The 23,206-nt window shown below is 59.8% G+C and carries 18 protein-coding genes; 14 read left to right on the forward strand and 4 right to left on the reverse strand.

Annotation, left to right across the window (positions count from 1 at the left end):
• The first annotated feature begins 61 nt into the window (after positions 1–61).
• A complete protein-coding gene (locus tag AC1RJ3_RS07130) occupies positions 62–1,243 on the forward strand; it encodes an ATP-binding protein (protein ID WP_347928200.1) in 1,182 nt (393 codons plus the stop codon).
• Between the two features lie 2 nt (positions 1,244–1,245).
• Here the strand turns inward: AC1RJ3_RS07130 and AC1RJ3_RS07135 are convergent, their stop codons facing one another.
• Positions 1,246–1,662 (reverse strand): DUF3010 family protein, encoded by a 417-nt coding sequence (locus AC1RJ3_RS07135; RefSeq protein ID WP_493078140.1) that lies wholly within the window; start codon positions 1,660–1,662, stop codon positions 1,246–1,248.
• A gap of 232 nt (positions 1,663–1,894) precedes the next feature.
• Between AC1RJ3_RS07135 and AC1RJ3_RS07140 the strand changes: the two genes are divergently transcribed.
• Positions 1,895–2,866 carry a tyrosinase family protein gene (locus tag AC1RJ3_RS07140; protein ID WP_347928198.1) on the forward strand — a complete coding sequence of 324 codons (972 nt, stop codon included), beginning with the start codon at positions 1,895–1,897 and terminating at the stop codon, positions 2,864–2,866.
• 87 nt (positions 2,867–2,953) lie between these two features.
• Here the strand turns inward: AC1RJ3_RS07140 and AC1RJ3_RS07145 are convergent, their stop codons facing one another.
• Positions 2,954–3,355 carry a lysozyme inhibitor LprI family protein gene (locus AC1RJ3_RS07145; RefSeq protein WP_347928197.1) on the reverse strand — a complete coding sequence of 134 codons (402 nt, stop codon included), beginning with the start codon at positions 3,353–3,355 and terminating at the stop codon, positions 2,954–2,956.
• Positions 3,356–3,591: 236 nt separating this feature from the next.
• Between AC1RJ3_RS07145 and AC1RJ3_RS07150 the strand changes: the two genes are divergently transcribed.
• The 7 genes from AC1RJ3_RS07150 (at position 3,592) to AC1RJ3_RS07180 (ending at position 12,088) form a co-directional block, all read left to right on the forward strand.
• Positions 3,592–4,569 carry a dipeptidase gene (locus AC1RJ3_RS07150; protein WP_007907542.1) on the forward strand — a complete coding sequence of 326 codons (978 nt, stop codon included), beginning with the start codon at positions 3,592–3,594 and terminating at the stop codon, positions 4,567–4,569.
• Between the two features lie 158 nt (positions 4,570–4,727).
• A complete protein-coding gene (locus tag AC1RJ3_RS07155; RefSeq protein WP_008033249.1) occupies positions 4,728–5,258 on the forward strand; it encodes a DUF5943 domain-containing protein in 531 nt (176 codons plus the stop codon).
• Positions 5,259–5,273: 15 nt separating this feature from the next.
• Positions 5,274–7,334, forward strand: a complete 2,061-nt coding sequence (dgcA, locus tag AC1RJ3_RS07160) for a dimethylglycine demethylation protein DgcA (RefSeq protein ID WP_347928196.1) — start codon at positions 5,274–5,276, stop codon at positions 7,332–7,334.
• A gap of 210 nt (positions 7,335–7,544) precedes the next feature.
• The gene (dgcB, locus tag AC1RJ3_RS07165) at positions 7,545–9,494 is read left to right on the forward strand and encodes a dimethylglycine demethylation protein DgcB (protein WP_054594379.1); all 1,950 of its coding nucleotides are present in this window, start codon (positions 7,545–7,547) and stop codon (positions 9,492–9,494) included.
• Positions 9,494–10,714, forward strand: coding sequence for an electron transfer flavoprotein subunit alpha (gene etfA / locus AC1RJ3_RS07170; protein ID WP_347928194.1), 1,221 nt, complete (start codon positions 9,494–9,496; stop codon positions 10,712–10,714). Before dgcB ends, etfA begins: the two co-directional genes overlap by 1 nt.
• A 15-nt stretch (positions 10,715–10,729) precedes the next feature.
• On the forward strand, positions 10,730–11,500 hold the full coding sequence (gene etfB, locus AC1RJ3_RS07175) for an electron transfer flavoprotein subunit beta (protein ID WP_054594377.1): 771 nt from the start codon (positions 10,730–10,732) through the stop codon (positions 11,498–11,500).
• A gap of 21 nt (positions 11,501–11,521) precedes the next feature.
• Positions 11,522–12,088 carry a GNAT family N-acetyltransferase gene (locus AC1RJ3_RS07180; protein ID WP_347928193.1) on the forward strand — a complete coding sequence of 189 codons (567 nt, stop codon included), beginning with the start codon at positions 11,522–11,524 and terminating at the stop codon, positions 12,086–12,088.
• An 851-nt stretch (positions 12,089–12,939) separates the two neighbouring features.
• Here the strand turns inward: AC1RJ3_RS07180 and gbca are convergent.
• Complete coding sequence (gbca, locus tag AC1RJ3_RS07185) at positions 12,940–14,235, reverse strand: glycine betaine monooxygenase oxygenase subunit (protein WP_493078146.1); 1,296 nt, start codon at positions 14,233–14,235, stop codon at positions 12,940–12,942.
• A gap of 283 nt (positions 14,236–14,518) precedes the next feature.
• Here gbca and gbcB point away from each other — a divergent pair, with 283 nt between their 5' ends.
• Complete coding sequence (gbcB, locus tag AC1RJ3_RS07190) at positions 14,519–15,619, forward strand: glycine betaine monooxygenase reductase subunit (RefSeq protein ID WP_054594373.1); 1,101 nt, start codon at positions 14,519–14,521, stop codon at positions 15,617–15,619.
• 227 nt (positions 15,620–15,846) lie between these two features.
• Here the strand turns inward: gbcB and AC1RJ3_RS07195 are convergent, their stop codons facing one another.
• Positions 15,847–16,887 carry a threonine aldolase family protein gene (locus tag AC1RJ3_RS07195; RefSeq protein ID WP_103315867.1) on the reverse strand — a complete coding sequence of 347 codons (1,041 nt, stop codon included), beginning with the start codon at positions 16,885–16,887 and terminating at the stop codon, positions 15,847–15,849.
• Positions 16,888–17,315: 428 nt separating this feature from the next.
• On the opposite strand from AC1RJ3_RS07195, the gene glyA reads away from it, so the two are divergent.
• Genes glyA through AC1RJ3_RS07215 form a run of 4 tightly spaced genes read left to right on the forward strand, consistent with a single transcriptional unit; the run spans position 17,316 to position 23,201 of the window.
• Positions 17,316–18,569, forward strand: a complete 1,254-nt coding sequence (glyA, locus tag AC1RJ3_RS07200; RefSeq protein ID WP_123581247.1) for a serine hydroxymethyltransferase — start codon at positions 17,316–17,318, stop codon at positions 18,567–18,569.
• Between the two features lie 23 nt (positions 18,570–18,592).
• Positions 18,593–19,843, forward strand: coding sequence for a sarcosine oxidase subunit beta (locus AC1RJ3_RS07205; RefSeq protein WP_019693993.1), 1,251 nt, complete (start codon positions 18,593–18,595; stop codon positions 19,841–19,843).
• A 14-nt stretch (positions 19,844–19,857) separates the two neighbouring features.
• A complete protein-coding gene (locus tag AC1RJ3_RS07210) occupies positions 19,858–20,187 on the forward strand; it encodes a sarcosine oxidase subunit delta (RefSeq protein ID WP_054594370.1) in 330 nt (109 codons plus the stop codon).
• The gene (locus AC1RJ3_RS07215) at positions 20,184–23,201 is read left to right on the forward strand and encodes a sarcosine oxidase subunit alpha (protein ID WP_054594369.1); all 3,018 of its coding nucleotides are present in this window, start codon (positions 20,184–20,186) and stop codon (positions 23,199–23,201) included. Before AC1RJ3_RS07210 ends, AC1RJ3_RS07215 begins: the two co-directional genes overlap by 4 nt.
• The last annotated feature ends 5 nt before the right edge of the window (positions 23,202–23,206 follow it).

The following is a 23,206-nucleotide window of genomic DNA, read 5'->3' on the forward strand; positions in this document are numbered from 1 at the left end:
TTACAGTGATTTATACTCGGAACTATAAATTATAGTAGTTTCAATAATTGAGTATAAAGCCATGTCGAAAAACACCGGTTTTGTATTTCGTCGCCCCAGCCTGGCTCAAAATATTGCCGATGGTTTGATGGGGACCGGAATCCAGGATTACACCTCTGGCCTGTTCCTGGCCGCGCCACGGCGTACAGGGAAAAGCACCTTCCTGCGCGAAGACCTGATACCGGAATGTGAATCCCGAGGTTGGTTGACGGTCTACGTTGATCTCTGGGCTAACAGGGACAAAGATCCTGCTGACCTGATCGCCACCGCAATTGCGGGGGCATTGGTGCCGTATGAGAAGGGCATTCGAAAACTGGCCAAGTCGATGGGCGTCGAGAAACTCAGTTTTCTGCGTACGCTGTCCTGGGATTTCAGCAAGCCACAATTGCCTGAAGGCGCGACGCTGACTCAAGCCCTGGAACTGCTGCACAACGCTGCTGGCAAGACTGTTGTGTTGGTGATCGACGAAGCACAGCATGCGTTGAGCACTGATGCGGGGGTCAACGCCATGTTCGGGCTCAAGGCCGCTCGGGACCAGCTGAATCAAGGGCGTGAAGGAGATTCCAGTGGCTTGCGCCTGGTGTTCACCGGCTCCAATCGCGACAAACTGGCTCACCTTGTGCTGAGCCGAAACCAGCCTTTCTACGGTTCCAGCATTACTCCGTTCCCACTATTGAGCAAAGCGTTCACCCAAGCCTACACCGTTCATTTGAATGCCCATTTGGCGCAGACCAACCAGTTTGTCGCTGAAGACATCGACGAGGCTTTCGAATTAGTGGGACGCCGTCCTGAAATGCTCCGGACCATTATTGGTGAGGTAGCCCTGGAACTGGGCGAAGCAAGCAATCTGAGCCAATTGCTGCGAAGCAGCGCCGAATTGTTGCGTGCCGGCGTGTGGACTGAGTTTGAAAGCGCCTGGAACGCCCTGACCGTTGCACAGCGTGCAGTACTGGAAGTCATGGTCGAGCGCTCGCAGAGCAACGAACCTTTTGCACCCTTCACCGATGCGACGTTGGTTGCGGTGACAAAAGCACTGGAAGCGATGGGCAGTGAGGTAGTGCCGGGCACACAGACCATCCAGGCGTGCATCGATGCCTTGCGTGAAAAGGAACTGGTCTGGAAATCGAATCGCGGCGCTTACGCGCTTGAGGACAAATCGTTTGCCGACTGGCTCAAGCACTATCGCGCCCAGAAGGCTCAGTAAGCCTACTTCTTCATCAACCCGGAGCATGCCGCCTTGTACGCCTCATGCTGATACTTGTTCAGCGTCGCCGGCAGTGCAAAGTCGAACTTCTTGTTCTGCGCGTTGATGGTCTGCGGTGACAGCAGTGTCACTTCGCAGTTGTCCAGCAACTGGAAAACCCCTTCGATCTTGAACGTGGTCGGGCCGCCGGCGAACTCGCCTTTTTTACTGCGCTTCTTGATTGCGATGCGCTGAATGCCGTTGTCACGAACAAAGGTGCCGACCTGCGCGGCGAAAGCTTTGACGTTGGTGGCTTCATCATCGTCGTCGAGGGATATTTTCTTGGTGTTCAGGGCGACGTGAGTCAGCACCTGATTGTCGAGGGAGGCGACGGCGAAGATCGCCTCGCTACCTTTGATTTCGATGCCACAGATTTTCATGAGAAGCCTTGAGTCAGGAGAGCGTCAGAGGAATGCGTGAATGGTGACCTACTTGAGCGGTGCAGTCACCCTGATGCAGCCCCTTTCGAACCGGTCCTGCCATTGGTCATAAAGTGCCCGCACCTGTTATTTCTGACAGTAGACCCCGTGTCATCCTGGTACCTACATTGGACAGCAGGCACCGAGCAGTTTCGAACCCATTGGATGGCACATCTGCCGAGGGAACTGAGCAATGATCGTAAGAAAAAACGTCCGTTCACTGTCACCAAATGAAAGGGCCGGTTTTATCAATAGCGTGCTGACGCTCAAGCGCAGGGGCGGTTACGACAAGTACGTCCATTGGCACCACGCTGTCATGGTCCCCACGGTTCACTCCTATGAACCCCGAGACCCCACCTATCGCAACGGAGCTCATTTGGGCCCGTCGTTTCTGCCTTGGCACCGGGAAATGCTGATGCAGTTCGAAGCTGATCTGCACGCCATCGATCCAAATGTCGCATTGCCTTATTGGGATTGGACTGAAGACGCCAATGACCCTGAAAACTCGCCGATCTGGGCGGATGACTTCATGGGTGGCAACGGTGATTCCACTGATCACTGGAGGGTGACCCGTGGAGCCTTTGCTCATCAATACGGCAACTGGCCGGTGCCTGCATACCCCGAGGATAATTTGCCAGAGCCCGGACTCAAGCGTCAGTTCGGGCTCCTGGTCGCCTCACTGCCAACTTCTGCCGATGTAGGCGTGGCGATGCGCGAAAGGTTGTACGACACGCCGCCCTATAATTCCGGACCTTACACGCGTGGTTTCAGGAATCGGCTGGAGGGTTGGGTGACTCAGCGGGGCGACCCACAAGTCACGACACCGGGCTCACAACTGCATAATCGTGTCCATTTGTGGATCGGCGGCAACATGTTGGCGATGACTTCACCAGAGGATCCGGTGTTCTTCCTGCACCATTGTTTTGTCGACAAAGTCTGGGCTGACTGGCAAGCCGAGATGGCAAAGTACAACGGTGAATGGGCGCCGCATTACGCGCCGATGGAAAACGGTCCCCCGGGCCACAACTACGAAGACGTGCTCAAGCCTTGGCAGCGCAAGATCAGCGAGGTTATGGACATTACCGTGTTGGGTTATCGCTATGAGCAGTCTACGAGTGCACTGGTGATGCCTGAGCGCGCGTTCAAATCACCATTCGAGGCTTGAGCTGACAGCAGGTGTTCGCGTGGCTGTGAGAGCACGTTAACGCCCGGTTGCAGTGACAGGCTTAAAGCCTCTGCTTCGAGCCTTGTGTCATTGCTGCCCGATCGACTCCAGGAACTCCGACCGTTCGTCGCTCTTGCTCGCCAGGCAATCGTTCAGGTCCATGGTGTAGGTCTTGCTGCCTACCGCTGCAGGGAACGCTGCAATCGCGCAATCGGCATCCCGCGATTTCATCCAGAGCTGCTCGGCGGTCTGGAGTTTGCTGGTGATGTCTGCCAACTGCGCCTTGTTGTTCGCGTATTGGGTTTTCATCCGATCCAGTAAGCCCTGGAAATTGTCCTTGAGCAGTTGTTCGGCGGTGTTTTTGCTATAGGTCGAGCATTCCAGGGTCTGGACGTCGTTTTCGACCGCATCGCACGGGTTTTTGTCGGCTTCTTCTGCCGCCTGTACGCCGGTCGCTATCAGTGCCAAAGCCAGGAAGATCGATTTCATTGCGTAGCCGCCCCTTGTTCCAGTGATGCATCCAGTGATGCGGCGAATTCTGGCCCAACTATTCGGGAAAGAACAGGAGGGCAAAGGGCCTGCGGTGAGACCCTTTGTCGCGTATTGACGCTTTCGGCAATTCCCCTGTCGTTTTTGCACCCGGCTGCCCCGTCCCTCAAGCATATGCTGACCCCAAAGCGCCGGCAGACGATTCGGCGCATGAATCGCTAATAGGGGACTGCCTGATGAGCCCAGCCGAATTGCACGCCGACAGCATCGTTATCGACGGGCTGATTATTGCCAAGTGGAATCGCGAGCTGTTTGAAGATATGCGCAAAGGCGGCTTGACCGCGGCCAACTGCACCGTGTCGGTGTGGGAGGGGTTCCAGGCAACCGTCAACAACATCGCCGCCAGCCAGAAGCTGATTCGCGAGAACAGCGACCTGGTGATTCCGGTGCGCACCACCGCCGACATCCGCAAAGCCAAGGAGCAGGGCAAGACCGGCATCCTGTTCGGCTTCCAGAATGCTCACGCCTTCGAAGACCAGATCGGCTATGTCGAGGTCTTCAAGCAGCTGGGCGTCGGTATTGTGCAGATGTGCTACAACACCCAGAACCTGGTCGGTACCGGTTGCTACGAGCGCGATGGCGGCCTGTCGGGTTTCGGTCGTGAGATCGTTGCCGAGATGAACCGCGTCGGTGTCATGTGCGACCTGTCCCACGTCGGCTCGAAGACTTCCGAAGAAGTCATCCTCGAATCCAAGAAACCGGTGTGCTACTCCCATTGCCTGCCGTCGGGTCTGAAAGTGCATCCGCGCAACAAGTCCGATGAAGAATTGAAGTTCATCGCCGATCACGGCGGTTTCGTCGGCGTGACCATGTTCGCGCCGTTCCTGGCCAAGGGTATCGATTCGACCATCGACGATTACGCCGAAGCCATCGAATACACCATGAACATCGTCGGCGAAGACGCTATCGGCATCGGCACCGACTTCACCCAGGGCCATGGCCAGGACTTCTTCGAATACCTGACCCATGACAAGGGCTACGCCCGCCGTCTGACCAGCTTCGGCAAGATCATCAACCCGCTGGGCATCCGCACCGTGGGCGAGTTCCCGAACCTGACCGAGACGCTGCTCAAGCGCGGCCATTCCGAGCGCGTCGTGCGCAAGATCATGGGCGAAAACTGGGTCAACGTCCTGAAAGACGTTTGGGGTGAATAACCCCATTTCCAACTAACTGTCCCTGTAGCAGCTGCCGAGGCACGAGGCTGCGTTGCGGTCCGCAGGACCGCCCTCGGCCGCTTCGCAGCCCAACGCAGCCTCGTGCCTCGGCAGCTGCTACATATCGCCTCAATACAACGAATTCTGGAGTTTTACGCATGGCCAAGATCGCCCCGCAACTGCCAATCGAAGTCGACAGCGAAACCGGTGTCTGGACCTCTGACGCCCTGCCGATGCTGTATGTGCCGCGTCACTTCTTCGTCAACAACCACATGGGCATCGAGGAAGTGCTGGGCGCTGACGCCTATGCCGAGATCCTCTACAAGGCTGGCTACAAGTCCGCCTGGCACTGGTGTGAAAAGGAAGCTGAATGCCACGGCCTGGAAGGCGTTGCGGTGTTCGAGCACTACATGAAGCGCCTGTCGCAACGTGGCTGGGGCCTGTTCAAGATCCAGGACATCGACCTCGACAAAGGCACTGCCAGCGTCAAGCTCGAGCACTCGGCATTCGTCTACGTCTACGGCAAGGTCGGACGCAAGGTCGACTACATGTTCACTGGCTGGTTTGCCGGTGCCATGGACCAGATCCTGCAAGCGCGCGGCAGCAAGATTCGCACCGTCGCCGAACAGGTTTACGGTGGCTCCGAAGAAGGCCACGACGACGGCTTGTTCACCGTCAAGCCGTTGTAAGTCGAGGATCCTGCCATGGCTTTCGAAGCAATGTTCCAGCCGATTCAAATCGGCAAACTGACCATCCGCAACCGCGTGCTCAGCACCGCGCACGCCGAGGTTTACGCCACCGACGGCGGCATGACCACCGATCGGTACGTGAAGTACTACGAAGAGAAAGCCAAGGGCGGGATCGGCCTGGCGATTTGCGGCGGTTCTTCCAGCGTGGCCATCGACAGCCCGCAAGGCTGGTGGAAATCGGTCAACCTGGCCGACGACCGGATTATTCCGCACTTCCAGAACCTGGCCGATGCCATGCACAAGCATGGCGCCAAGATCATGATCCAGATTACCCACATGGGCCGTCGCTCACGTTGGGATGGCGAGCACTGGCCGACCCTGCTGTCGCCGTCGGGCATCCGTGAACCGGTGCACCGCGCGACCTGCAAAACCATCGAGCCGGAAGAAATCTGGCGGGTGATCGGCAACTACGCCAGTGCTGCTGCGCGTGCCAAGGCCGGTGGCCTGGACGGCGTTGAACTGTCGGCAGTGCACCAGCACATGATCGACCAGTTCTGGAGCCCGCGCGTCAACAAACGTACCGACGAATGGGGCGGCAGCTTCGAGAACCGCATGCGTTTCGGCCTGGAAGTGATCAAGGCTGTGCGCAAGGAAGTCGGTCCGGATTTCTGCGTCGGCATCCGTATCTGCGGTGACGAATTCCACCCTGATGGCCTGAGCCATGAGGACATGAAGCAGATCGCCAAGTACTACGACGACACCGGCATGATCGACTTCATCGGCGTCGTGGGCTCGGGGTGCGATACCCACAACACCCTGGCCAACGTTATTCCCAACATGAGTTATCCACCGGAGCCGTTCCTGCACTTGGCGGCCGGTATCAAGGAAGTGGTCAAGGCCCCGGTGCTGCATGCGCAGAACATCAAGGACCCGAACCAGGCAACACGTATTCTGGAAGGCGGTTACGTCGACATGGTCGGCATGACCCGCGCGCACATCGCTGACCCGCACCTGATCGCCAAGATCAAGATGGGCCAGATCGACCAGATCAAGCAATGCGTGGGTGCCAACTACTGCATCGACCGTCAGTACCAGGGTCTGGACGTGCTGTGCATCCAGAACGCCGCGACCTCCCGTGAATACATGGGCGTACCGCACATCATCGAGAAATCGACCGGTGTGAAACGTAAAGTCGTGGTGGTCGGTGCCGGCCCTGCCGGGATGGAAGCGGCGCGTGTAGCCGCCGAACGTGGCCACGACGTGACCCTGTTCGAGAAGAAAGAGTTCATCGGCGGACAGATCACTACCGCCTCGAAAGCCCCGCAACGGGACCAGATCGCCGGTATCACCCGTTGGTTCCAGCTGGAACTGGCGCGTTTGAAAGTCGACCTGCGCCTGGGCGTAGCCGCTGACGCGGCGACCATTCTCGACCTGCGTCCGGACATCGTGGTGCTCGCCGTTGGCGGTCACCCGTTCCTGGAACAGAACGAACACTGGGGTGCGGCTGAAGGCCTGGTAGTCAGCAGCTGGGACGTGCTCGACGGCAAGGTTGCACCGGGCAAGAACGTGCTGGTCTACGACACCATTTGCGAGTTCACCGGGATGTCGGTTGCCGACTACCTCGCGGACAAGGGCAGCCAGGTCGAGATCGTCACCGACGACATCAAGCCGGGCGTGGCCATCGGCGGTACGTCGTTCCCGACGTACTACCGCAGCATGTACCCGAAAGAAGTGATCATGACCGGCGACATGATGCTCGATAAGGTCTACCGCGAAGGCGACAAGCTGGTGGCGGTGCTGGAAAACGAATACACCGGCGCCAAAGAGGAGCGGGTGGTTGACCAGGTCGTGGTCGAGAACGGCGTGCGGCCGGACGAAGAAATCTACTACGCACTGAAGGAAGGCTCGCGCAACAAAGGCCAGATGGATATCGAAGCCCTGTTCGCGATCAAGCCTCAGCCTTCGCTGAGTCAGGCGGGTGACGGCTACTTGCTGTTCCGCATCGGTGACTGCGTGGCCCAGCGCAACACGCACGCGGCGATCTACGACGCACTGCGGCTTTGCAAGGATTTCTAACGGATTTACCACCATCACCTGTGGCGAGGGAGCTTGCTCCCGCTGGGCTGCGAAGCAGCCCCAAAACCTGCAGTCGAGGTGTATCAGGTGTACACCTGAGACTGTTTTGGGAGCGCTTCGCACTCCAGCGGGAGCAAGCTCCCTCGCCACAAGTAGGTGCGTCGCTCTCATCGGCACGCACATGACCCCGAGGTCTTTGGGAGCTCCACCATGTTAAACACCCTTCTTCCCATCCTGCTGTTTGCCGCCCTGGGCCTGGCTGTCCTGGGCGCGTTGCGGCGGGTGGCCATGTGGCGCCGGGGCCGTGCGTCCAAGGTCGATCTGATCGGCGGCCTGCTGGCCATGCCCAAACGCTACATGGTCGACTTGCACCACGTAGTGGCGCGGGACAAATACATCGCCAACACCCACGTCGCCACGGCGGGTGGCGCGGTGGCGTCCATCGTGTTGGCGATCCTGGTTCACGGTTTTGGCCTGCATAACCGCTTCCTCGGTTATGCACTGTTGTTGATGACGGCAGTGATGTTCGTCGGGGCGATCTTTGTTTACCTGCGTCGGCGCAACCCGCCGGCGCGTTTATCCAAAGGTCCGTGGATGCGCCTGCCGAAAAGTTTGCTGGCCTTCTCGGCGTCGTTCTTCCTGGTGACCCTGCCGGTGGCGGGCATCCTTCCGGAAAACTTCGGCGGTTGGCTGTTGGCGGCGATCCTCGGTGTCGGCGTGCTGTGGGGCGTGTCTGAATTGTTCTTCGGCATGACCTGGGGCGGGCCGATGAAGCACGCCTTCGCCGGTGCCTTGCACCTGGCCTGGCACCGTCGCGCCGAACGTTTTGGTGGTGGTCGTTCTACAGGTCTTAAACCGCTTGACCTGAACGATCCGCAAGCCCCCTTGGGCGTGGAAAAGCCCAAGGATTTTACCTGGAACCAACTGCTTGGCTTCGACGCTTGCGTGCAGTGCGGTAAATGCGAAGCCGCGTGCCCGGCGTTTGCCGCTGGCCAGCCGCTGAACCCGAAAAAACTGATTCAGGACATGGTCGTCGGCCTGGCTGGCGGCACCGATGCCAAGTTCGCTGGCAGTCCTTATCCAGGCAAAGCCATCGGTGAACACGCGGGTAATCCGCATCAGCCGATCGTCAACGGTCTGGTGGACGCTGAAACCCTGTGGTCTTGCACTACTTGCCGTGCCTGCGTTGAAGAATGCCCGATGATGATCGAGCACGTTGACGCCATCGTCGACATGCGCCGCCATCTGACCCTGGAAAAAGGCGCGACCCCGAACAAGGGCGCCGAAGTCCTGGAAAATCTGATTGCCACCGACAACCCGGGCGGTTTCGCTCCGGGCGGGCGGATGAACTGGGCGGCGGACCTGAACCTGACACTGCTCAGCGAGAAGAAATCCACCGACGTTCTGTTCTGGGTTGGCGACGGTGCGTTCGACATGCGCAACCAGCGCACCTTGCGTGCCTTCGTCAAAGTGCTGAAAGCCGCGAAAGTCGACTTTGCCGTGCTCGGTCTTGAAGAGCGTGACAGTGGCGACGTGGCTCGCCGTCTGGGCGACGAAGCGACCTTCCAGCTGTTGGCCAAACGCAACATCCAGACCCTGGCCAAATACAGCTTCAACCGCATCGTTACCTGCGATCCGCACAGCTTCCACGTGCTGAAGAACGAATACGGCGCCTTCGATGGCAACTACCTGGTGCAGCACCACAGCACCTACATGGCGGAAATCATCGACGCTGGCGCACTCAATCTGGGTCAGCACAAAGGCGACAGCGTGACCTATCACGATCCGTGCTACCTCGGCCGCTACAACGGCGAATACGAGGCACCGCGCCAGGTACTGCGTGCGCTGGGGATCGAGGTCAAGGAAATGCAACGTTCCGGTTTCCGCTCGCGCTGCTGCGGCGGTGGCGGCGGTGCGCCGATCACCGATATTCCGGGCAAGCAACGGATCCCCGACATGCGCATGGATGACATTCGCGAAACCGGTGCTGAACTGGTAGCCGTGGGTTGCCCACAGTGCACGGCGATGCTCGAAGGCGTGGTCGAACCACGGCCGCTGATCAAGGACATCGCCGAACTGGTGGCCGACGCGCTGCTTGAAGACGCGGCGCCCAGCAAGTCACCGGCACCGACTAAACGTCAACCCGCGGAGGCCCACTGATGAGCGACATTATCCGCCGCGATCCGCGCGCTGAATGGATCGCCCGCAACCGTCTGCATCCGCTGCATGCCGCCATGCAACCGGTGGAACACAGCTGGATGGGCCCCAACGGGATCATTCGCAAGAATCCTCACGGCATTGGTTTCATCGGCCCCAATGGCATCAAGCGAATTGACCGCAGTGGTGCACAGCAGGGCGGGGCGACCAAGCGTACGGCCGCCGTTGAAGTGCAATTGCCGCTGCATCAGGTGGCGACACCCGCGTTCTACATCAGCGTGGTGCCGGACATGGTTGGCGGCCGTTTAAGCAGCCACGACCGCGACTTGCTGGGCCTGGCCCATCAACTGGCCGGCAAGGACGGTGCAGTGCTGGCGGTGGTCTTTGGCGAACACAAGGAAAACGCCTTCGCCACCGCAGGCGTCGACCGCCTTCTGGTGCTGGATGGCGAAGAATTCGAAGGTTATGCACCGGAACAGCGGGTGCAGGGTCTACGGGCTGTGGATAACCAGTTCAGCCCTCGTCACTGGCTGCTGCCGGACAGCCGCACCGGTGGCGGTGAGCTGGGTCGGCGCTTTGCCGCGGCACTCGGCGAACGCCCGGCCACGCGGGTCTGGCAGGTCAAGGATCAGGAGTGCATCGGCCGCGCCGGTGCCGGTCTGCAAGACTTGGCGCGTCCTGTCGCACGCTTGATTCTGGCGGCGGTGGAATGCGCCGAACCGGTCAGCGAAACCCGTCACGAAGCGTTGCCGGTGGAGTTATCCACAACGGTTGCGCGCAGCCTGTCGCGGATCGAGGACCTGGGCGCGGTCGCGGTCGACCCGGCAGCGATTCCCATGGCCGAAGCCGAGTTCATCTTCTCGGGCGGCAACGGGGTCAAGGACTGGAACCTTTTCCACAGGACCGCAGCAGCCCTCGGCGCGACCGAAGGCGCATCGCGGGTGGCGGTGGACGATGGCTTCATGGCCCGCGACCGTCAGGTCGGCGCCAGCGGCACCTGGGTCACGGCGCGGGTCTACGTGGCAGTGGGGATTTCCGGGGCGATCCAGCACCTGCAAGGCATCGGCGCCTGCGACAAGGTGGTGGCGATCAACCTCGATCCTGGCTGCGACATGATCAAGCGCGCCGACCTGTCGGTGATAGGTGAAAGCGCAGAAATTCTTCAGGCCTTGATCGCGGCGGTAGAGGCTTACCGCAACGACGCCAAGCGCGATGCGGCTTAAGAGAAGGAAAGGGTTATGAGTACTCATGTAATCAGCCTGGTGTCGATCGGCGCCCACCCGACCTCGGGCCGGCCACGCCGCGCCGAGCAGGATGCGCGGGCGGTTGAACTCGGTCTGCAACTGGCTGGGGATAACCTGCAAGTGCTGCACGCCGGTGATGTCGAGGAACCTGCGCTGCGGGCTTACCTGGGCATGGGCCTGGAACAGCTGCTTGTGCTCGAACAGCCCCAAGGCGCCGATGCGCTGCCAGCGTTGAGCGCTTATCTGCGCGATGCCGGGGCGCAGGTGGTGCTGACCGGCAGTCAGGCGGAAACCGGTGAAGGCTCGGGCATGTTGCCGTTCCTGCTGGCGGAAAGCCTGGGTTGGCCGCTGGTGGTCGGACTGGCGCAGGTCGAGTCCATCGACGGCAATTCGGCCTTGGTGCTGCAAGCCTTGCCGCGTGGCCAGCGTCGACGTTTGAAAGTGCGCCTGCCGTTTCTCGCCACGGTGGATAACGCCGCGCCCAAGCCTCGGCAAAGTGCCTTTGGCCCGGCTCGACGCGGTGTGTTGCACGCCGAAGACGTTGAAATTATCAACGATGAATTGCTCGCGGTCGCAACGTTGCAACCGGCCAAGCCACGGCCAAAACGCCTGAAAGTGATCAAGGCCAAGAGCGGCGCCGACCGGATGAAAGCCGCAACGGCCAAGGCCAGCGGCGGCGGTGGGCAAGTGCTCAAGGGCTTGAGTGCCGAGGCTGGGGCTGAGGCGATTCTCAAGTTGCTGATTGAAGAAGGCGTGGTTCGCTAACGGTCCTGTGGAGCCCGGTAAATGGCAGTTGAATTTCGTTCGGCCCTGCGCACGGATGCGCGGGAGATTGCTCGCCTGTTTCAGATTTCATCGGAAGGCGCCGCGGATTACATCTGGAGCCAGCTGGCGGAGCCCGGCCAGGACCTGCTGGATGTCGGTGCCAGTCGCTACGCCCGTGAAGATGTGGATTTCTCCTATCAAAACTGCCTGATCGCGCAGGCAGAGGGCAAGGTCATTGGCATGCTGCACAGCTATGTGATGCGTCACGATCCGCTGGCCGCTCCCGTCACCGATCCGGTCCTGGCGCCGTATGCCAAGCTGGAAATCCCCGACACCCTCTACATATCGAGCCTGGCGCTGCATGAGGGCTGGCGCAACCAGGGCCTGGGCCAACAATTCCTCGCCTACGCTTACGACCGTGCCAACCAGTTGGGGCTCAATGGCTTGAGCCTGATCGACTACGCGGCGAACACCGGCGCCCGTCGGTTTTACGAGCGACATGGCTTCCGTGTCGTCGATAGCTGCCAGATCACACCCCATCCGATGATTCGGGTCACGGGTGAAGCCTATTTGATGTATCGGCCTTAAGGCATCAACCAAGTTCCTGTGGGAGCAAACCTGCTCCCACAGGGGTGATGTATTTACCCACAATCCCTGTTAGCGCTTCTGTGGATAACATGTTCACCCCTCGCTACACCCCACGCATCTCAAGCCCTGCAAGCCCTTGTACGAAAAACAACCAGCCTAACCCCGCGTTTTTTCGAGCTTTTTTCAGTGGATAAGGGCATGTGTAGCTCACGACTTGCCCCCAATCTCTGTTGGCGCTTCTGTGGATAAGATGTTTGCTGTCCGCTGTAAGCCATACAGATCGTGGCTTTCAAGCTTCTGGTTAATAAATGACCAAATGCTGGGTTCTGCCCTCCGCTGACTGTTCAAACCCACGAAATATGCAGCCTGGACGTGGTTTTCCACAGCGCACTGAATAGTTTGCACAGTTGCCCCCAAAGTCTGTTGGCGCTTCTGTGGATAAGGTGTTTGCGATCCTCTGTGAGCCATGAGTAACGTGGCTTGCAGGCTTCTGATCAAAAAACAGCCAATGGCTGTCGAAAACCGACCAATTGAATAAGTCACGGATTTTCTTCAGTTTCTGTGGAGAAAACTTCCGGCCTTTCCACAGTTGTCCCCATTAGCTGTGGGTGGAGGTGTGGATAACTTGTTCGCGGAAGGCTGTACGCCACGTTCCATATAGGCTGGAACGCGATAGATCATATTTCGTACAGTTCTAAAGACCAGGGGTGTGTATTCAGGGGAGGGATGTAGTGACAGGTAGGACGCTATCGCGAGCAAGCTCGTTCCCACATTGAATGATGGTGTTCGCAGCATTTGTGAACACCACCAATCCCTTGTGGGAGCGAGCCTGCTCGCGATGCTTTTGGATCTTAACCGTGAACCGGCACGCCTTTGAGGTAAGGCGCAGGTTCTGCACCCAGGTTGTTCAACAGGCGCTCGCTGTACCAATCGACAAAGTTCACCACACCGAACTCGTAAGTCTTGGAGTACGGGCCTGGCTGGTACGCCGTGGAGTTGATCCCGCGCTGGTTCTCTTCGGCCAGGCGACGGTCTTCGTTGTTGGTCGCATCCCAGACTTCACGCATGCGCTCGACGTCGTAATCCACGCCTTCGACAGCGTCCTTGTGCACCAGCCATTTGGTGGTGACCATGGTTTCCTGCGCGCTGATCGGCCACACGGTGAACACAATGATGTGATCGCCCATGCAGTGGTTCCACGAGTGCGGCAGGTGCAGGATGCGCATCGAGCCCAGGTCCGGGTTCTGGATCCGGCCCATGAGTTTCTTGCAGGCTTGCTTACCGTCGAGGGTCATCGACACGGTGCCCTTGAGCAGCGGCATACGCACGATGCGGTTACGCAGGCCGAAGCTGGCGTGTGCGTAAGGAATCTTCTCGGCTTCCCAGGCAGCGGCAGAAGCGGCTACGTGGTCCTTGAACGCCTGGTCGGCACGCGGGTCGGTGACGTCGTCCCATTCCAGCAGGGTTTTCAGCAGTGCCGGGTGCGACGCGTTGCAGTGGTAGCACTCGCGGTTGTTTTCCAGCACCAGTTTCCAGTTGGCCTGTTCCACCAGGGTGGTTTGCACCGCCACCTTGGTGTTCTCCATGTCGTACGGTTCCATGTAATGGTTCAGTGTCGACAGGAAGTCATCGATGGCTGGCGGGTTTTCCGCGAGGCTGACGAAGATGTAGCCGCCAGCGGTCTTCACGTTGACCGGTTTCAGGCCGTACTGCTTCATGTCGAAGTCGTCGCCCATCTCGGAGCCGGCGAACAACAGGCGCCCATCGAGTTCGTAGGTCCACTGGTGGTAGTGGCAGACCAGCTTGGCGACTTTGCCTTTTTCACTGGTGCACAGACGCGAACCGCGGTGGCGGCAGACGTTATGGAAGGCATGGACCACGCCTTCTGCGCCGCGAATCACAATGATCGGGTTCTTGCCGATCTGCAGGGTCAGGTAGTTGCCCTTGGTCGGGATTTCGCAGGTCATGCCGGCGATCAGCCACTCTTTATGGAAAATCTCCTGCATGTCGATATCGAACAACCGCTCATCAGAATAGAACGGTTGGGGCAGCGAAAATGTACGCTCGCGCTCTTGCAGCATCTGCGCGGTGGCCTTGCGTGCGGGTTCCAGTGGATCGCCCAAGCTCAAGGTAGTGGTGACGTCCATCGTTTAAGTCCTCATGGCCATCTGTGTGGCCGGCGAATAGTGGCTAATCAGGGTTACGACGCAAGGCAGAAAACAGCGTTTATCTGTTGAGGCGAGTGTGGGCCCGGCGCAGGCTGTAACCTTATCCATGGGCGACATGGCCCAATCTGTTCCCGACGCTCAACCCCCGGTGGTTGTGGGCTGGTCGCGATAAGTACGTGAATGTCGTAGATAGGTAAGTGGCCACTGCACACCTTGAGCAGAATCGGCAACATGAGGTCGACAGTCGACCGTGGAGATCAGCATGTCCAATAGTTTCCTGAACCCGGTAACCACCCAGACCTGGGCCAATGGCCGGCACATTGTCCGTTGCGTCAAAGTCATCCAGGAAACCTGGGACGTGCGGACCTTCTGCTTCATGGCCGACCAGCCGATCATGTTCTTCTTCAAACCGGGGCAGTTTGTCACCCTGGAGCTGGAAATCGAGGGTGTGCCGATCATGCGCTCGTACACCATTTCCAGTTCGCCGTCGGTGCCTTACAGCTTTTCGGTGACCATCAAGCGCGTACCGGGCGGCAAGGTTTCCAACTGGCTGCATGACACCCTGCACGAAGGCCAGGAGTTGGCGGTGCACGGGCCGGTCGGGCTGTTCAACGCGATGGATTTCACCGCACCGAAAGTGCTCTATCTCAGCGGCGGTGTCGGGATCACCCCGGTAATGTCCATGGCTCGCTGGTTCTACGACACCAACGGCAATGTCGACATGGTGTTTATCCACAGCGCCCGCTCGCCAAAAGACATCATCTATCACCGCGAGCTGGAGCACATGGCGTCGCGGATCGATAACTTCAGTCTGCACCTGATCTGTGAGAAGCACGGACTGGGCGAGCCTTGGGCCGGTTATCGCGGCTACCTGAACCATAAAATGCTGGAGCTGATGGCGCCGGACTTCCTTGAACGCGAGGTCTTCTGCTGCGGCCCGACCCCTTACATGCACGCGGTCAAACGCCTGCTGGAAGCCGCTGGCTTCGACATGAAGCGTTACCACGAAGAATCTTTCGGTGCTACACCGCCCGAGGCTCGTGCCGATGCGGTGGAGCAAGCCGAACAAGCGGCCGACGCCCCGGAAATCGACGTAGCGGATCTGCATCAAGTGGAATTCACCGCGTCCGGCAAAAGCATCCGCGTGGCGCCGGGTGAAACCGTCCACGCCGCCGCCGCCAAGCTTGGCCTGTTGATTCCGAAAGCCTGCGGGATGGGGATTTGCGGAACGTGCAAGGTAATGAAGCTGGGCGGGGAAGTCGAGATGGAGCACAACGGCGGGATCACCGAAGAAGACGAAGCCGAGGGTTACATCCTGTCGTGCTGCAGCGTGCCGAAAGGGGATGTACGGATCGAGTTCTAAGCCGTTACTCCGGGGAAGGGACGCAGAGCGTCACTAGTGTCGCTCTGCGTGGGAACGATCATCTTTCTGTGGCGAGGGAGCTTGCTCCCGCTGGGTTGCGGAGCAGCCCCAAATCCTGAGCATGCGGTCTGTCAGGTGCACCGTGTTTGCTGAATTTACGACGGCTTCGCCGCCGAGCGGGAGCAAGCTCCCTCGCCACAAAGTTTCATTTCATTCTGGTGAGGGTATTACCCCGCCATCACTTCCCGAATATCCGCCGCCAATTCCCGAACGCGCTCTACCTCGGTATCCCACGAGCACATGAAGCGGGCGCCGCCTTTGCCGATGAAGGTGTAGAACCGCCAGCTCTTGGCGGTCAGTGCCGCGACGGCCGATTCCGAGAGTTGCAGGAACACGCCGTTGGCTTGTACCGGGAACATCAGCTCAACGCCCGGAATGTCGCTCACCAGCTCGGCCAGCAGCTGTGCGCAGTAGTTGGCGTGGCGGGCGTGTTTGAGCCAGGCGTCGTTTTCCAGCAGACCGACCCATGGCGCCGAAAGAAAACGCATTTTCGACGCCAGTTGCCCGGCCTGTTTGCAGCGGTAGTCGAAGTCTTCGGCCAGCTTGTGGTTGAAGAACAGAATCGCCTCACCCACCGCCATACCGTTTTTCGTCCCGCCGAAGCACAACACATCGACACCGGCCTTCCAGGTCAGGTCCGCTGGCGTGCAATCAAGGAACGCGCAGGCGTTGGAGAAGCGCGCGCCGTCCATATGCAGGTTCAGGCCCAGTTCCTTACAGGTGGCGCTGATGGCGCGGATTTCTTCCGGGGTGTAGATGCTGCCGACTTCGGTCGCCTGGGTCAGGGTTACGACGCGCGGTTTCGGGTAGTGAATGTCCTGGCGCTTGAGGGCGATTTCACGGATCGATTCCGGGGTCAGCTTGCCGTTTTCAGTGCGTGCGATGAGCAGCTTGGAGCCGTTGGAGAAGAATTCCGGCGCGCCGCATTCGTCGGTTTCGACGTGGGCGGTTTCCGAGCAGATCACGCTGTGGTAGCTCTGGCACAGTGACGACAGCGCCAGGGAGTTGGCCGCGGTGCCGTTGAAGGCGAAGAACACTTCGCAGTCGGTTTCGAACAATTTGCGGAAATCGTCCGAGGCGCGTGCCGTCCACTCATCGTCGCCGTAGGCGCGTTGGTGGCCTTGATTGGCCTGTTCCATGGCGGCCCAGGCTTCCGGGCAGATACCGGAATAGTTGTCGCTGGCGAATTGTTGGCTCTTGTCGGTCATGGCCGGCTCCGTGGTCGATGATGGTGCGCACTGTACCCAGATTTGCAGGAAGCGCACATCTGCTGATTCTGTAGGAAAAGTCGTGTTGTAAACACCCTGTGGCGAGGGAGCTTGCTCCCGCTGGATCGCGTAGCGGTCCCAAAGCCAATAAATGCGGGCTGTCTGATAAAGCGCATTAACCGGTATTGCGACTGCTGCGTCCGATCGCGGACCGGCCGAACGGGAGCAAGCGTCCTCGCCGCAAGAGCCCGCCAGTCGGCGGCATTTATCCCGGCGTGCCAACCCATGTCGTAAACGCACCTTTGCGTGGCGTCCATAGGCATTTGACCTGTCTGCGCCGGCCATACCATCGCATCCAAAGGGCACTGCCGTAAGGTACGTGCCTCACCGAGACGAAAGGCGCACAAGCCGCCGCTGGGAGAGACGCGATGTTCAGCAAGCAAGACCAGATCAAGGGTTACGACGATGCACTGCTGGCGGCGATGAATGCCGAAGAGCTGCGCCAGGAAGATCACATCGAGCTGATCGCGTCAGAGAACTACACCAGCAAACGCGTCATGGAAGCGCAAGGCAGTGGCCTGACCAACAAATACGCCGAAGGTTATCCGGGCAAGCGCTACTACGGCGGCTGCGAGCACGTCGACAAGGTCGAAGCGCTGGCCATCGAACGCGCCAAGCTGCTGTTCGGTGCCGATTACGCCAACGTCCAGCCGCACTCCGGCTCGTCGGCCAACAGCGCCGTTTACCTGGCCCTGCTGCAAGCCGGCGACACCATTCTCGGCATGAGCCTGGCCCATGGCGGTCACCTGACCCACGGCGCCAAGGTGTCGTCCTCGGGCAAACTGTACAACGCCGTGCAGTACGGCATCGACACCAAAACCGGCCTGATCGACTACGACGAAGTCGAGCGTCTGGCCGTCGAATGCAAGCCGAAGATGATCGTCGCCGGCTTCTCGGCTTACTCCAAAACTCTGGACTTCCCACGTTTCCGTCAGATCGCCGACAAGGTCGGTGCGCTGCTGTTCGTCGACATGGCGCACGTTGCCGGTCTGGTCGCTGCCGGCCTGTACCCGAACCCGCTGCCGTATGCCGACGTGGTGACCACCACCACCCACAAGACCCTGCGTGGTCCGCGTGGCGGCCTGATCCTGGCCAAGGCTAACGAAGAAATCGAGAAAAAGCTCAACGCGGCAGTCTTCCCCGGTGCCCAGGGTGGCCCGCTGATGCACGTGATCGCCGGTAAGGCGGTGTGCTTCAAGGAAGCGTTGGAGCCTGGCTTCAAGGCTTACCAGCAACAAGTGATCGACAACGCACAGGCAATGGCCGGCGTTTTCATCAAACGTGGCTACGATGTAGTGTCCGGCGGTACGGATAACCACCTGTTCCTGGTGAGTCTGATCCGTCAGGGCCTGACCGGTAAGGAAGCCGACGCCGCTTTGGGTCGTGCCCACATCACCGTGAACAAGAACGCCGTACCGAACGATCCACAATCGCCGTTCGTCACCTCGGGCCTGCGTATCGGCACCCCGGCGGTCACCACGCGCGGCTTTAAAGTTACCCAGTGCGTTGAACTGGCCGGCTGGATCTGCGACATCCTCGACAACCTCGGCGACGCCGATGTCGAGGCCAATGTTGCCAAGCATGTGGCAGCTGTGTGCGCGGACTTCCCGGTTTATCGCTGAGCGCGGTTTTGGAGTAAATGACTATGCAACGCTACTCAGGCTTCGGCCTCTTCAAACACTCCCTCAGCCACCACGAAAACTGGCAGCGGATGTGGCGCACGCCGACTCCGAAAAAAGTCTACGACGTGGTCATCGTCGGCGGCGGCGGGCATGGTCTGGCGACCGCCTACTACCTGGCCAAGGAACACGGCATCACTAACGTGGCCGTGGTCGAGAAGGGCTGGCTGGGCGGCGGTAACACCGCGCGCAACACCACCATCGTGCGTTCCAACTACCTGTGGGACGAGTCGGCCCACCTGTACGAACACGCGATGAAACTCTGGGAAGGTCTGTCCCAGGACCTGAACTACAACGTGATGTTCTCGCAGCGTGGCGTCTACAACCTGTGCCACACCCTGCAGGACATTCGTGATTCCGAGCGTCGGGTCAGCGCCAACCGCCTCAACGGCGTCGATGGCGAACTGCTCACCGCTCAGCAAGTGGCTGACGAGATTCCGTACCTCGACTGCTCGAAAAACACTCGCTACCCGGTGATGGGCGCTACCGTCCAGCGTCGCGGCGGCGTGGCCCGTCACGATGCCGTGGCCTGGGGCTTTGCCCGTGCGGCCGACGCCTTGGGCGTGGACCTGATCCAGCAGACCGAAGTGATCGGTTTCCGCAAGGAAAACGGCGTATGCATCGGTGTTGAAACCAACAAGGGCTTCATCGGCGCCAAGCGCGTCGGTGTGGTCACGGCGGGTAACTCCGGGCACATGGCCAAACTGGCCGGTTTCCGTCTGCCGATCGAATCGCACCCGCTGCAAGCGCTGGTGTCCGAGCCGATCAAGCCGATTATCGACAGCGTGATCATGTCCAACGCCGTACACGGTTACATCAGCCAGTCCGACAAGGGCGACCTGGTCATCGGTGCCGGTATCGACGGCTACAACGGCTACGGCCAGCGCGGTTCGTACCCGGTGATCGAGCACACCATCCAGGCCATCGTCGAGATGTTCCCGGTGTTGTCCCGCGTACGCATGAACCGCCAGTGGGGCGGCATCGTCGACACCACGCCGGACGCCTGCCCGATCATCTCGAAAACGCCGGTACCGAACATGTTCTTCAACTGCGGTTGGGGCACCGGTGGTTTCAAAGCGACTCCAGGCTCGGGCAACGTGTTTGCCGCCAGCCTTGCCAAGGGTGAAATGCACCCATTGGCTGCACCTTTCTCCATCGACCGCTTCCACAGCGGTGCGTTGATCGATGAACACGGCGCTGCTGCGGTCGCCCACTAACAGGAGAAATCCCTATGTTGCACATCTTCTGTCCTCACTGCGGCGAACTGCGCTCCGAAGAGGAATTCCATGCATCCGGCCAGGCGCACATCCCGCGCCCACTGGACCCGAGCGCTTGCACCGACGAGCAGTGGGGTGACTACATGTTCTTCCGTGATAACCCTCGCGGGTTGCACCACGAACTGTGGGATCACGTCGCCGGTTGCCGTCAGTATTTCAACGTCACCCGTGACACCGTGACCTACGAGATTCTCGAAACCTACAAGATCGGCACCAAGCCGCAGTTCACCGACAAGACTGAAAGTCCGAAAGCGGCCGCGCAGGCTCTGGGAGCGAAGGTATGAGCCAGATCAATCGCCTGTCCAACGGTGGACGGATCGACCGCAACAAAGTCCTGAGCTTCACCTTCAACGGTCAGGTCTACAAGGGCTTTGAAGGCGACTCCCTGGCCGCTGCATTGCTGGCCAACGGCGTCGACATCATCGGTCGCAGCTTCAAGTATTCGCGTCCTCGCGGGATCTTCGCCGCAGGCGCTGAAGAGCCGAACGCGGTGCTGCAGATCGGTGCTACCGAAGCCACGCAAATTCCTAACGTGCGCGCCACTCAACAGGCGCTGTACCAGGGCCTCGTCGCCACCAGCACCAACGGCTGGCCGAGCGTAAACAACGACATGATGGGGATTCTCGGCAAGGTCGGCGGCAAGCTGATGCCGCCGGGCTTCTACTACAAAACCTTCATGTACCCGCAATCGTTCTGGATGACCTACGAGAAGTACATTCGTAAGGCTGCAGGTCTCGGTCGTTCGCCGACCGAAAACGATCCGGACACCTACGACTACATGAACCAGCACTGCGACGTGCTGATCGTCGGCGGTGGCCCGGCCGGTCTGGCGGCTGCCTTGGCAGCTGCGCGCAGCGGCGCCCGAGTGATTCTGGCCGATGAACAGGAAGAGTTTGGCGGCAGCCTGCTCGATTCCCGTGAAAGCCTCGACGGCAAACCAGCCACCGAGTGGGTCGCCAGCGTCATTGCCGAGCTCAAAAACACCCCTGACGTGTTGCTGTTGCCTCGTGCGACCGTCAACGGTTACCACGACCACAACTTCCTGACCATTCACGAACGCCTCACCGATCACCTCGGCGACCGCGCACCGATCGGCCAGGTTCGTCAGCGTATCCACCGGGTTCGCGCCAAGCGCGTAGTGCTGGCAACGGGTGCTCACGAGCGTCCACTGGTCTACGGCAACAACGACGTGCCGGGCAACATGCTCGCCGGCGCCGTCTCGACTTACGTGCGCCGTTACGGCGTAGCACCGGGCAAGAAACTGGTGCTGTCGACCAACAACGATCACGCCTACCGCGTGGCGCTGGACTGGCTCGACGCCAGCCTGCAAGTGGTGGCCATCGCCGATGCGCGGAGCAATCCTCGCGGTGCGCTGGTAGAAGAAGCACGCGCCAAAGGCATCCGTATTCTGACCGGCAGCGCCGTCATCGAAGCACGCGGCAGCAAGCGCGTCACCGCTGCTCGTGTTGCCGCGATCGACGTCAAGGCACATACCGTCACCAGCCCTGGCGAATGGCTTGAATGCGATCTGGTTGCCAGCTCCGGCGGCTACAGCCCGGTGGTTCACCTGGCGTCGCACTTGGGTGGCAAACCGATCTGGCGTGAAGACATCCTCGGTTTCATCCCGGGCGAAGCACCGCAAAAACGCGTTTGCGTGGGCGGCATCAATGGCGTCTACAGCCTCGGCGATTCTTTGGCCGACGGTTTTGAAGGCGGCGTGCGCGCGGCCAGCGAAGCCGGCTTCAAAGCGGTCGAAGGCGTTCTGCCAAAAGCCCTGAGCCGTGTCGAAGAACCGACTCTGGCGCTGTTCCAGGTGCCGCATGAAAAGGCTACCGCACGTGCGCCGAAGCAATTCGTCGACCTGCAGAACGACGTCACCGCGGCCGCCATCGAACTGGCGACCCGCGAGGGCTTCGAGTCGGTCGAGCACGTAAAACGTTACACCGCACTGGGCTTCGGTACTGACCAGGGCAAGCTTGGCAACGTCAACGGTCTGGCCATCGCCGCCCGTTCGCTGAACGTGACCATCCCGCAGATGGGCACCACCATGTTCCGTCCGAACTACACGCCGGTGACTTTCGGCGCGGTAGCCGGTCGTCACTGTGGGCACATCTTCGAACCAGTGCGTTACACCGCACTGCACGCCTGGCACGTGAAAAACGGCGCCGAGTTCGAAGACGTCGGTCAGTGGAAACGTCCTTGGTACTTCCCGAAAAACGGTGAAGACCTGCATGCCGCGGTGAAACGCGAATGCCTGGCCGTGCGTGAAAGCGTTGGCCTGCTGGATGCCTCGACACTCGGCAAAATCGACATTCAAGGCCCGGATGCGCGTGAGTTCCTCAACCGCGTCTACACCAACGCCTGGACCAAGCTCGACGTGGGCAAGGCTCGTTATGGCCTGATGTGTAAAGAAGACGGGATGGTCTTCGACGACGGCGTTACTGCTTGCCTCGCCGACAACCACTTCGTGATGACCACCACCACTGGCGGCGCTGCGCGCGTGCTGCAATGGCTGGAAATCTACCACCAGACCGAATGGCCAGACCTGAAGGTGTACTTCACTTCGGTTACCGATCACTGGGCGACCATGACCCTGTCCGGGCCGAACAGCCGCAAGCTGCTCAGCGAAGTCACCGACATCGATCTGGACCGGGACGGTTTCCCGTTCATGACCTGGAAAGAAGGTTTGGTCGGTGGTGTGCCGGCGCGGGTGTTCCGGATTTCGTTTACCGGTGAGCTGTCGTACGAAGTCAACGTACAGGCCGACTACGCCATGGGCGTCCTGGAAAAAATCGTCGAGGCTGGCAAGAAGTACAACCTGACGCCGTACGGCACTGAAACCATGCACGTCCTGCGGGCCGAGAAGGGGTTCATCATCGTCGGCCAGGACACTGACAGCTCGATGACCCCGGACGACCTGAACATGGGCTGGTGCGTCGGTCGCACCAAACCGTTCTCGTGGATCGGCTGGCGTGGCATGAACCGTGAAGACTGTGTGCGTGATCAGCGCAAACAGTTGGTCGGCCTCAAGCCGATCGACCCGACCAAATGGCTGCCGGAAGGTGCGCAACTGGTGTTCAACACCAAGCAAACGATCCCGATGAGCATGGTCGGTCACGTGACCTCCAGCTACGCCCACAACTCCCTTGGCTATTCGTTTGCCATGGGTGTGGTCAAAGGTGGCTTGAAGCGCCTCGGCGAGCGCGTGTTCGCGCCGTTGGCCGACGGCAGCGTGATCGAAGCGGAAATCGTTTCTTCGGTGTTCTTCGATCCGAAAGGCGATCGCCAGAACGTGTGATACCA

The organism is Pseudomonas sp. GW822-FHT04C11, from assembly GCF_058800905.1.

Coding starts and splice junctions, on each gene's coding strand:
- gbcB (WP_054594373.1), top strand. CDS start 14,519: ATGTCCAATAGTTTCCTGAACCCGGTAACCACCCAGACCTGGGCCAAT.
- AC1RJ3_RS07130 (WP_347928200.1), top strand. CDS start 62: ATGTCGAAAAACACCGGTTTTGTATTTCGTCGCCCCAGCCTGGCTCAA.
- gbca (WP_493078146.1), bottom strand. CDS start 14,235: ATGGACGTCACCACTACCTTGAGCTTGGGCGATCCACTGGAACCCGCA.
- AC1RJ3_RS07180 (WP_347928193.1), top strand. CDS start 11,522: ATGGCAGTTGAATTTCGTTCGGCCCTGCGCACGGATGCGCGGGAGATT.
- etfB (WP_054594377.1), top strand. CDS start 10,730: ATGAGTACTCATGTAATCAGCCTGGTGTCGATCGGCGCCCACCCGACC.
- AC1RJ3_RS07155 (WP_008033249.1), top strand. CDS start 4,728: ATGGCCAAGATCGCCCCGCAACTGCCAATCGAAGTCGACAGCGAAACC.
- AC1RJ3_RS07140 (WP_347928198.1), top strand. CDS start 1,895: ATGATCGTAAGAAAAAACGTCCGTTCACTGTCACCAAATGAAAGGGCC.
- dgcA (WP_347928196.1), top strand. CDS start 5,274: ATGGCTTTCGAAGCAATGTTCCAGCCGATTCAAATCGGCAAACTGACC.
- AC1RJ3_RS07210 (WP_054594370.1), top strand. CDS start 19,858: ATGTTGCACATCTTCTGTCCTCACTGCGGCGAACTGCGCTCCGAAGAG.
- AC1RJ3_RS07215 (WP_054594369.1), top strand. CDS start 20,184: ATGAGCCAGATCAATCGCCTGTCCAACGGTGGACGGATCGACCGCAAC.
- AC1RJ3_RS07135 (WP_493078140.1), bottom strand. CDS start 1,662: ATGAAAATCTGTGGCATCGAAATCAAAGGTAGCGAGGCGATCTTCGCC.
- etfA (WP_347928194.1), top strand. CDS start 9,494: ATGAGCGACATTATCCGCCGCGATCCGCGCGCTGAATGGATCGCCCGC.
- AC1RJ3_RS07195 (WP_103315867.1), bottom strand. CDS start 16,887: ATGACCGACAAGAGCCAACAATTCGCCAGCGACAACTATTCCGGTATC.
- AC1RJ3_RS07150 (WP_007907542.1), top strand. CDS start 3,592: ATGAGCCCAGCCGAATTGCACGCCGACAGCATCGTTATCGACGGGCTG.
- dgcB (WP_054594379.1), top strand. CDS start 7,545: ATGTTAAACACCCTTCTTCCCATCCTGCTGTTTGCCGCCCTGGGCCTG.
- AC1RJ3_RS07205 (WP_019693993.1), top strand. CDS start 18,593: ATGCAACGCTACTCAGGCTTCGGCCTCTTCAAACACTCCCTCAGCCAC.
- AC1RJ3_RS07145 (WP_347928197.1), bottom strand. CDS start 3,355: ATGAAATCGATCTTCCTGGCTTTGGCACTGATAGCGACCGGCGTACAG.
- glyA (WP_123581247.1), top strand. CDS start 17,316: ATGTTCAGCAAGCAAGACCAGATCAAGGGTTACGACGATGCACTGCTG.